This window comes from Mycobacterium simiae (assembly GCF_008370645.1).
In the GTDB taxonomy this organism is placed as follows: domain Bacteria; phylum Actinomycetota; class Actinomycetes; order Mycobacteriales; family Mycobacteriaceae; genus Mycobacterium; species Mycobacterium simiae_A.
Genome location: NZ_VTZN01000199.1, coordinates 1 through 8,309 on the forward strand (window position 1 = coordinate 1; position 8,309 = coordinate 8,309).

The 8,309-nt window shown below is 63.2% G+C and carries 9 protein-coding genes and 1 pseudogene; 5 read left to right on the top strand and 5 right to left on the bottom strand.

Going from position 1 to position 8,309, the window contains the following annotated elements; all coding sequences use genetic code 11:
- A partial coding sequence (locus F0Q45_RS22425) for a transposase (RefSeq protein WP_149656012.1) occupies nt 1-214 on the top strand: 214 nt, incomplete at its 5' end.
- Between the two features lie 85 nt (nt 215-299).
- Here F0Q45_RS22425 and F0Q45_RS22430 read toward each other — a convergent pair.
- The 4 genes and pseudogenes from F0Q45_RS22430 to F0Q45_RS29600 all read right to left on the bottom strand — a co-directional run.
- Nucleotides 300-1,535: an FAD-dependent oxidoreductase gene (locus F0Q45_RS22430; protein WP_149656013.1), complete on the bottom strand. Its 1,236-nt coding sequence runs from the start codon at nt 1,533-1,535 to the stop codon at nt 300-302.
- A 324-nt stretch (nt 1,536-1,859) separates the two neighbouring features.
- The gene (locus F0Q45_RS22435) at nt 1,860-2,546 is read right to left on the bottom strand and encodes a hypothetical protein (RefSeq protein WP_149656014.1); all 687 of its coding nucleotides are present in this window, start codon (nt 2,544-2,546) and stop codon (nt 1,860-1,862) included.
- A gap of 21 nt (nt 2,547-2,567) precedes the next feature.
- Nucleotides 2,568-3,365, bottom strand: coding sequence for an SDR family NAD(P)-dependent oxidoreductase (locus F0Q45_RS22440; protein ID WP_149656015.1), 798 nt, complete (start codon nt 3,363-3,365; stop codon nt 2,568-2,570).
- Nucleotides 3,366-3,499: 134 nt separating this feature from the next.
- Nucleotides 3,500-3,595: pseudogene (locus F0Q45_RS29600) on the bottom strand (class I SAM-dependent methyltransferase); the annotation flags it as partial.
- Between the two features lie 61 nt (nt 3,596-3,656).
- Here F0Q45_RS29600 and F0Q45_RS22450 point away from each other — a divergent pair.
- The 4 genes from F0Q45_RS22450 (at nt 3,657) to F0Q45_RS22465 (ending at nt 6,826) form a co-directional block, all read left to right on the top strand.
- Nucleotides 3,657-4,439 (top strand): SDR family oxidoreductase, encoded by a 783-nt coding sequence (locus F0Q45_RS22450; protein WP_149656016.1) that lies wholly within the window; start codon nt 3,657-3,659, stop codon nt 4,437-4,439.
- A 214-nt stretch (nt 4,440-4,653) separates the two neighbouring features.
- On the top strand, nt 4,654-5,070 hold the full coding sequence (locus F0Q45_RS22455; RefSeq protein WP_149656017.1) for a CBS domain-containing protein: 417 nt from the start codon (nt 4,654-4,656) through the stop codon (nt 5,068-5,070).
- A gap of 850 nt (nt 5,071-5,920) precedes the next feature.
- Nucleotides 5,921-6,442: a GNAT family N-acetyltransferase gene (locus F0Q45_RS22460; RefSeq protein ID WP_188113102.1), complete on the top strand. Its 522-nt coding sequence runs from the start codon at nt 5,921-5,923 to the stop codon at nt 6,440-6,442.
- A 132-nt stretch (nt 6,443-6,574) separates the two neighbouring features.
- On the top strand, nt 6,575-6,826 hold the full coding sequence (locus tag F0Q45_RS22465; RefSeq protein WP_149656019.1) for a hypothetical protein: 252 nt from the start codon (nt 6,575-6,577) through the stop codon (nt 6,824-6,826).
- Here the strand turns inward: F0Q45_RS22465 and F0Q45_RS22470 are convergent.
- Nucleotides 6,823-8,309, bottom strand: a 1,487-nt coding sequence (locus tag F0Q45_RS22470; protein WP_149656020.1) for an ABC transporter permease, incomplete at its 5' end; no start/stop codon positions are given. The two genes, F0Q45_RS22465 and F0Q45_RS22470, sit on opposite strands and share 4 nt — an antisense overlap.

Sequence of the window (8,309 nt, forward strand, 5' to 3'; positions counted from 1 at the left end):
ACGCGCTGCGGAGTGCATCATCGCCGAGATCGGCGTTGACATGCCACTATTCGGCAGTTGGGCTCGTCTGGCTAGCTGGGCGGGACCCTGCCTGGGGCATCATGAGTCGGCCGACAAACACCAATCGGGTAGGTCGCGTCCGGGTGCGATGTGGTTGGCCGCCACCTTGGCCCAGGGCAGCGACGCTGCCGGGCGTTCCAAGGGCAGCTATTGAGGTGCCCAGGGATTGACGAGCGCGCGAGACGCGATGGCGGCCGCGCCCAGGATGCCCGTTCGCAAACGCTGCCCAATTCGCGTGCTTAGCCATCGCTGCCATGGGGTACGCGGCGTGCGAACGCGGGCGCGTGCTCGGGCCGAACTCCAACACCCACAAAATAGGCGGGCACCAGCGAAAGCCACGGCAGTTTCTCCAGCACACCGGCTAGCGCCGTCGGCGGCGTAGGGTCCGCACCGCGAAGTATCCGGCCGACCAGCAATCGTTGCACTATCCGTTGCACTGTTTGGGTCACCATGGTGGGGAATATGCGGCGGCGGCGCACGGCGGCGAGGTCGCGAACGGTGATGTGATGTCGCCGCAGGGGCTCGGCCAAGATGGTCGCAGCGGCGACGGCATCCTGCACGGCCAGGTTAATTCCTACGCCGGCCAGTGGCGACATCGCGTGCGCGGCGTCGCCGATGCACAGCAACCCCTCAGTGTGCCAACGACCTAGCCGATTCACCCTGACGTCGAGGTGCTTGACGTCATCCATGGACGTCAGCGCCGCCACCGATTCGGCCGCCTCTGGAAGTAACGCCCTGACATCGCCACGGAATGCCTCGATGCCGCGCGCGCGCAATTGGGAGTCTCCACCCTTGGGTCCGAGGTATGCGATCTGGAAGTAGCCTTTGCGGGGAATCACCACCAAGGCCTTGCCCGGCCCGAACCGCGGCAGCAACGAAAATTCAGTGGTGTCCTCGTGCGGAAGCTTGAACCACCACACGTCGAAGGCCACCGGGAACTCGCGTGCTTTTAGCCCGGCCTCGTGACGAGCTGTCGACCCACGGCCATCGCACGCCACGGTCAGCTCCGCTCTGAGTTGTCCGGGCCCCTCAGGTCCCTGGTAGCGCACTCCGACAACGCGGTCGCCCTCACGCAGCAGACCGGTCGCCTCAGTCTTCATGCGCAAAGTGAAAGACGGCTCGGCCTGAGCCGCCTCAGCGAGCAGGTTCAGCAGGTCCCATTGCGGCACCATTGCGATATAGGGATGGGGTTGCCGCAGGCGCCCGAAGTCCACATAAGTCACCGAACGCCCACCCAGATCGAAGGTCGCCTTGCGGACCTCGCTGAACGGCAACGCCGCGAAACGCTCCCACAATCCCAGCTCGTCGAGGAGACGCAGAGTCGTCGGATGCACGGTATCGCCACGAAAATCCCGCAAGAAGTCGCCGTGCTTCTCCAGCAGGGTGACCTCGACGCCTGCCCGAGCCAGCAGCAGCCCGAGGACCATTCCGGCTGGACCGCCGCCAATAATTGCGCACGTGGTTGTCTCGACCATCAGCGCAGCATAAGGGGCCGGCAAGACAGCCAGGGTTGACGGCCCCGGTAGGCCGGTCCACGAGTGCCGCGCTTTTGTCAGCGAGTATTCGAAACCTCGGTATGGTGTGGTTGGTCGCTGTGAAATACCGCGATCTGCAGTGGACGCGGAACCAATATCCGGCGGGATCAGCCGCACGTGCCAGTTAATAACCGACGGGGCCGCCATCGGTAAGGGCGAGACGCTGTGGCTGCGCGAACCGCGCGGTAGCCCCTATCAGATCGGGTCTGGCGACGAAATCTGGTCCAGGGCACTCGCCGCAGCACGCTTCGGTGCGCCCAAGTCCTATCCGGCGATCTCACCGGCGATTCCACGTTCGATCCCGGCGCGGGTGTTACCCGGCAATACGATCAGGCCGTCCAGTTCGTTGCGCGCCAAACCATATGCGTGCTCACGCTCCTGCGGCGTTGCCGCGGTGTCTGACGCCACCCGCAGCAGGCTTTGAGCGCGGGCGATGCGCTGCCGTTCCGGTCCGGAAAAGTCGCTTGTACGTCTGCGCAAAGCCTCCAATTCTGCGGCGGTGAATGCGGTCACATAGCTTTCGACCGCATCGAGATAGCGCCACTGGGCTTCCCGGTCGTCGAGTAGATCCTCGGCGCGCAGCGGCTTGTGGAAATCGGCTCGCAGTTTGGCCTTGTGAAAGGCCATAGTCAGCGGATCGCGCATATCGGTTATGAGTGGGAAGTCGAGGAGCTTGCCGACGTCGAGTTCGTACTCCAACCATCGTGCATCGGTTCGCTCGTGCGCGTCGATCGCGCGTCGGATCGCCCGCCACTGTGCCGCTCGGCTGCCGAGCGTGTCGTCGCGAGACTCCCCTGCTGTGACTGCTGGGCCATCGTTCCGCACCGGATCATTAGGCGCTACGGTTGGCCGCCTGCTCATCGACGAGATCGCTTTGATGCCGGCGAAGACCACCCCGATGACCGGCACGATCACCAGCAGCAACTCCACCAACCGAATGAGCAGACCCACAAAGCCAGGATGCCAGTTCTGTTACCGCTTGTGGGTCTGGCCGGCGGCCACCTGTTCGGCTGCCTTAGCTGCCATCCCACCCGCTAGCTGCGAGAACATTTCCGGTGCGTTGGCCGCGAGCCGAGCCAGCATCCGCTGCCGCAATGGGGCCACGGTGACCTCGCCGCGATTTCGCTCGATGGCACTGACGACGGCGGCTCCGACCTGTTCGGGCGTGCCGGTGCCGATCAGCGGGGGCGCCGGGGCTCCTGAGTCGGCGTACATCCCGGCGCCGCTAATCGCGCCTGGACTGACCACCGAAACGCCGACCCCAGCGGGCCGCAGGTCATCGCGCAGACACAGCGCGAAGCCGCGGATGCCAAACTTTGTCGCTGCATAAAGCGAAGCGCGCGGTGTTGCCGTCTTGCCGGATATCGACGAGACGTAGACGAAGTGCCCCGATCCCCGTCTGGTGAACACCGGGATGAGTTCTCGAGTCATTTGCACAGGCACCTCGAGGTTGACTCGCAGCGCTCGGTCCACCTGCTCAGCTGTGAAGCTGTCTAGTTGGCCCGAGGCCGGCAGCGCGGCGTTGGCGACCAGAACGTCGATGTCCGCCGCCTGTTCGAGCACGGCGAGGGCAGCGCCCGGTTCGGCGAGATCGCTGATGATTGTTCGGTGGTTCCGTCCCGGGAGCGACGCCGCAAGCTGGTCAAGCTCGGCGGGTTTGCGAGAGCTGAGCACCAGGCGTGCGCCTCGATCGGCGAGCGCCAGGGCGATCGCTCGTCCGAGGCCGCCGGTGGCGCCGGTGAGCAGGACATTTCTGCCGGTTAGTTGCATGGGGATGACGCTAGCCGACCCACTCGGTACTCGAAGCGGTTGGACACGTTCCCACTGCCGAATGGCGTCGCACCGATCTTCTTGTAGGCGGCCAGTGACTCCTTTTGGGTCAAAACTAACTCTACATAGTCGGATCGGTCGGTAAGGCGCGTAAGCAAACGCCGAACGTCGCTTTCCGTGAGGTACATCATCAGGCCCTCGGCGGTCACCAGCGTGGAACGCTCGGTGGGAGTATGAGAGTTGGACCATTACACCTATGACTACACCTACGACCGGGGATCGGGAGCGTCAATGCCAAACCGGCTGAACGGCAAAGTCGCACTCGTTAGCGGTGGTGCCCGCGGAATGGGCGCCTCGCACGTGCGCGCACTGGCGACCGAAGGCGCGAAAGTCGTGCTCGGCGACATCCTTGACGACGAGGGTTTCGCCGTGGCCGCCGAAATCGGCGACGCGGCTCACTACGTCCACCTTGATGTCACCCAACCGGAGCAATGGGACGCCGCAGTCGAGGCGGCCGTGAGTAAGTTCGGCGGCCTTGACATTCTGGTGAACAACGCCGGCATCCTCAACATCGGAACCATCGAGGACTACGCGCTATCGGAATGGCATCGGATTCTCGACGTCAACCTCACCGGCGTGTTCCTGGGCATCCGCGCAGTTGTCAAACCCATGAAAGCGGCCGGCCACGGGTCCATCATCAATATCTCCTCGATTGAAGGGCTGGCCGGCACCATGGCCTCCCACGGCTATACCGCCACCAAGTTCGGTGTGCGAGGCCTCACCAAGTCGGCAGCAGTAGAGTTGGGAGTCAACGGAATTCGCGTCAACTCTATTCACCCTGGACTTGTCAAGACACCGATGACTCAGTGGGTGCCCGAGGACCTGTTTCAGACTGCGCTCGGCCGCGCCGCCGAACCCCAGGAGGTTTCCAACTTGGTCGTATATCTCGCCAGCGACGAATCGAGCTACTCCACGGGCTCAGAATTCGTGGTCGACGGCGGCACAGTCGCGGGCCTCGCCCACAAAGACTTCTCTGCCGTCGACGTTACCCAGCAACCTGACTGGGTTACCTAGGCCGGCGTGCGGTGCGGTAACTCATTGATTGCTCGGGGCTTGGCAAACGAACTCACGCCGACTCCGCAATCTTCCTTCGCTGCAAACGTTTAACCGCCTCGGCAGGTGCTTATCAACCCGGGAAGGCGACCGCCGCGGAACCGGTAACTAAGGACATCTGAACTGAGGACTCAAGTCACTAGAAAGCGTAGACGGGTGGAGTGAGCATGGTGACGTGAATACCCTTCCTTCTGCCGGATCGCTCCCTATATCCACCGTTACCGGCGACCCAGTGGCGCGTGTTGTCGCGGACGCTACTATCGCCGACGTCGCCAATGCGATGGTCTCCGATAACGTCGGCGCAATCGTCGTTGGCGACGACGAACGGCCCACCGCGCTAGTCAGTGAGCGCGACATTGTTCGGGTCGTGGCCGCGGGAAAAGACCCGAACGCTATGCCAGCCCTCGACGTTGCCAGCACAAAACTGGTGTGGTGCGACGCTGACGCCACAGTCGATGAAGTGGCGAACCGGATGATGGAGCACTACATCCGCCACGTTTTGGTAGAGCGCGACGGCACCCCGGCCGGAATCGTCTCGGCTCGCGACCTGCTGGGCGTCTACTGTTCGGAGGCCGACCTAGACCAAGATTAGCGACGGCCCAGTCGCCAAGCTTGCGGTAACATGGTTATGGATTCTGCGGTGCGTCATGCGGCACCGGATGGCGAAACAAGCGGGACCCGCTCGGCGGGCATCAGAAGTGTTCATCGCCAGCGTTCTGTCCTGGCGAAAATATCTTCGCGCAGTTAGCCTTTGGCGATCTTTCCGCCAGATGACCTAGGTAGCTTGTCGACGATGATAAATCGTTCGGACATTCTTTGAAAGCTCCCTTTCCCAAACGAGGATTGAGTTCGGCCAGATTGATGGTGCGAAAGTCAGCGAGTTCGGTTTAATAACAGACTCTTTCGCCGAATACCGGATCGAGCATCGCGACCGCGTGCGGTACCGGCGATCTCCTGCGGTCGGTACGTGCGCCCATACCGACAACTACGGGCCGTAGCGCTCGAGAGCGACGAACAGCACATGGATGCCGGCAAAATCGCCTTCCTCATCGCAATCCGATCAGCTAGGGCCACGCCAATGCCGACCAACTGTCCAGCCTAAAAAGCTTGCAGTGCAATAAGTGTCACGCTATGTTAGCGAACTCCCCGCATGCTCGGCGTAGGCCAGACGGTTAGATGAGTGGTCGGCGTTGCGGCGCACCGCGTCTGACAGCGTCGAGTCCGACTATCGGCCGACCGCATGGAACCGGGCCGAGTCGTCGGCACTGAACGCCGGAGATCCCGCCGTGCACCGCCCAACGGTGGCACATATCCACATGAGAAGACTCCGGGCGTCGTCGCCTACCAGAACGCCCCGGACGTTGTCTGCGCTACTCTCCCCCTACCCGTGACACACGGTGGGACCACGGAATCGAGGCTTGGCGGGAGCAGGTGTGACGGAGATGCCCGATGGTGTCTTGATCCGGCAGGCCGGGCCGGCGGACTACGAGAATGTTGCGAAGATGCACTACCCGAGTTGGCGCCTGTCCTACCGGGGAATCATGACGCCTCAGATGTTGGACCTGTTCGACTGGCAGAAGTGGATCGATGAGGAATACCCCCGCAGGCTATGTAGGGCCGGGTGGGCTATGTGGCTTGCCGAGTCCGGGGACCAGATCCTCGGCATGAGCATCTTCGGACCGGAGCCGGAGCATTCTGACCACCTCGAAATCGACTCGCTCTATGTCGCTGCGGGAAAGGATCGTCGGGGTATCGGCGGGCTCCTGCTCGACCACGCGCTCAACTCGGCGCCTGGACATGACGTCGTTGTGTGGTGCGCTGAGAAAAACTTTCGGGCCCGACGCTTCTACGAGAAAAAGGGCTTTCGGCGTGATGGACGATCCTTTGTATGGACCCTGATGCCGGGCGTCCTCGCGATACCCCAATTAGGTTTCACCTTGCACCGGTCAGAAAGCCAGGGTTGAACCACCGTGTCCGCGACGGACATTCGGGCGCGCCAAGGAACTACGGAGAAACCGCCAAGACTGGCCTCGGCGCCTCGATTCGACCGGTATCGATCGACAACGTAGAGAAGCCCGAGGACAGCGGTGGCCATCGTGGAATCGCCGACAACCCACCACCCGCATCTGCACGCCTGCTGCGGCGCGCTACCTGGACCTGGGGGCTACCCGAAGCGCCCCAGACACCATCCGTGGGAGATCGGGCTGCCGGTGCTGGTCATCGCGTCCAGCGCGGCGCTGTTTTTTGCTGGCGGGTTCGCTGTTCTTCCGTCCGAGGCAACTGGCACCGGTCGCGCCGCCGGTGTCGGCCTACATCGGGTGGGGTTCAATGCCTTCTGCGCCGCCTAGCCGCGCGGAAGGCGAATCTTCCACCGCACAAAGCCGACGTAGCAGATGCTGATCACTACCAGCATGCCCACGTCAAACCACCAGGCGCCCGGCGTGTGGTGCCAGTGCCGGTCCTTGGGGGTAAGCGGGCCGGGCACTAGTTTGATCAGGTCGACCGTGGAGGCTGAGGCCGCAAAACCCCAGCGCGCCGGTGTGGCCCAAGACATCTGGTCGAGCCCAACACGGTCGGTGACCGGAATCATGCCGCCGGAGAACACCAGCTGCGACATGACCGCGACCACGAGCAACGGCATGATTTGTTCGTTGGATTTAGCGATAGCCGACAACGCCAGCCCAAGCATCGCGGACGCGACGCAGGTCAAAGCCACGTCGGCGAATAGCTCCAGACCAGGCTTACCCAACGCCACGGCGCCTTGCGTCGGGCCGCCCTTGCCGATGAGCACGATGATCGCGACGATCGCCGACTGAACGACCGCAAATACGGTGTACACGCACACCTTCGCCAACAGGTACGCGCTGGTGGACAGACCGACAGCCTGTTCGCGCCGGAAGATGGCCCGCTCGCCGATGAGGTCGCGGATGGTGAGCGCAGTACCCATGAAGACGGCACCGACGTTGAGCAACACCAAGATTTGCCCCGGCTCATTGGGCGCATTGCCCATTGGGTTGGGGAAGCCGAAGCCGACGTCGCCAGGTACCGACATCGACAGCGAACCCATGATGAACGGCAACAGCGCCAGGAAGATGAAGTAGCCACGATCGGAGACGATCAATCGCATCTGACGCCTGGCTATCGTGGAGAACTGCCGGAACAGGCTGGTGTGGGCCGGATCGCCCAGCTCGGCGGGTTGCTGCACGGGTGGCGCCGGTGGAGGCGGGCCCGTGCGCGCCAAGTACCGCGATTGGGCGCCGTCCGGGTCGTCGGCGACCGTACTGAAGATGTCAGCCCAGTTGGTAGTGCCCATGGCCGGGCCGATCTGGCTGGGCGGCCCGCAGAACGCCGTCTTGCCGCCGGGCGCCAGCAGCAGCACTTGATCGCAGACGTCGAGGTAGGTCAGCGAGTGAGTGACCACCAGCACCACCCGGCCGGCGTCGGCCAGTTGCCGCAGCATGGTCATGACCTGGCGGTCCAGAGCAGGGTCCAGACCTGACGTCGGTTCATCGAGGATCAACAACGAGGGTCCCGTCAGCAGCTCCAGCGCCACCGAAGCCCGCTTACGCTGACCACCCGACAGTTTGTCGACCCGCGTCTCAAGGTGCTTGGACATCTCGAGTTCCTCGAGCACCCTGGCAACTACTTGCTCGCGGTCGTCCTTAGTGGTATCCGGCGGCAGTCGCAGTTCGGCGGCATACATCAAGGCTTGCTTGACGGTCAGCTGACCGTGCACCACGTCGTCTTGCGGCACCATGCCGATCCTGCTGCGCAGCGAGGCGTATTCGGCGTGCACGTTGTGGCCTTCGAACGTCACCGTGCCGCTGCTGG

Bases quoted from the DNA above. Each gene is read 5' to 3' on its own strand.
- F0Q45_RS22460 (WP_188113102.1), top strand. From the start codon at position 5,921: ATGCCCGATGGTGTCTTGATCCGGCAGGCCGGGCCGGCGGACTACGAG.
- F0Q45_RS22450 (WP_149656016.1), top strand. From the start codon at position 3,657: ATGCCAAACCGGCTGAACGGCAAAGTCGCACTCGTTAGCGGTGGTGCC.
- F0Q45_RS22440 (WP_149656015.1), bottom strand. From the start codon at position 3,365: ATGCAACTAACCGGCAGAAATGTCCTGCTCACCGGCGCCACCGGCGGC.
- F0Q45_RS22430 (WP_149656013.1), bottom strand. From the start codon at position 1,535: ATGGTCGAGACAACCACGTGCGCAATTATTGGCGGCGGTCCAGCCGGA.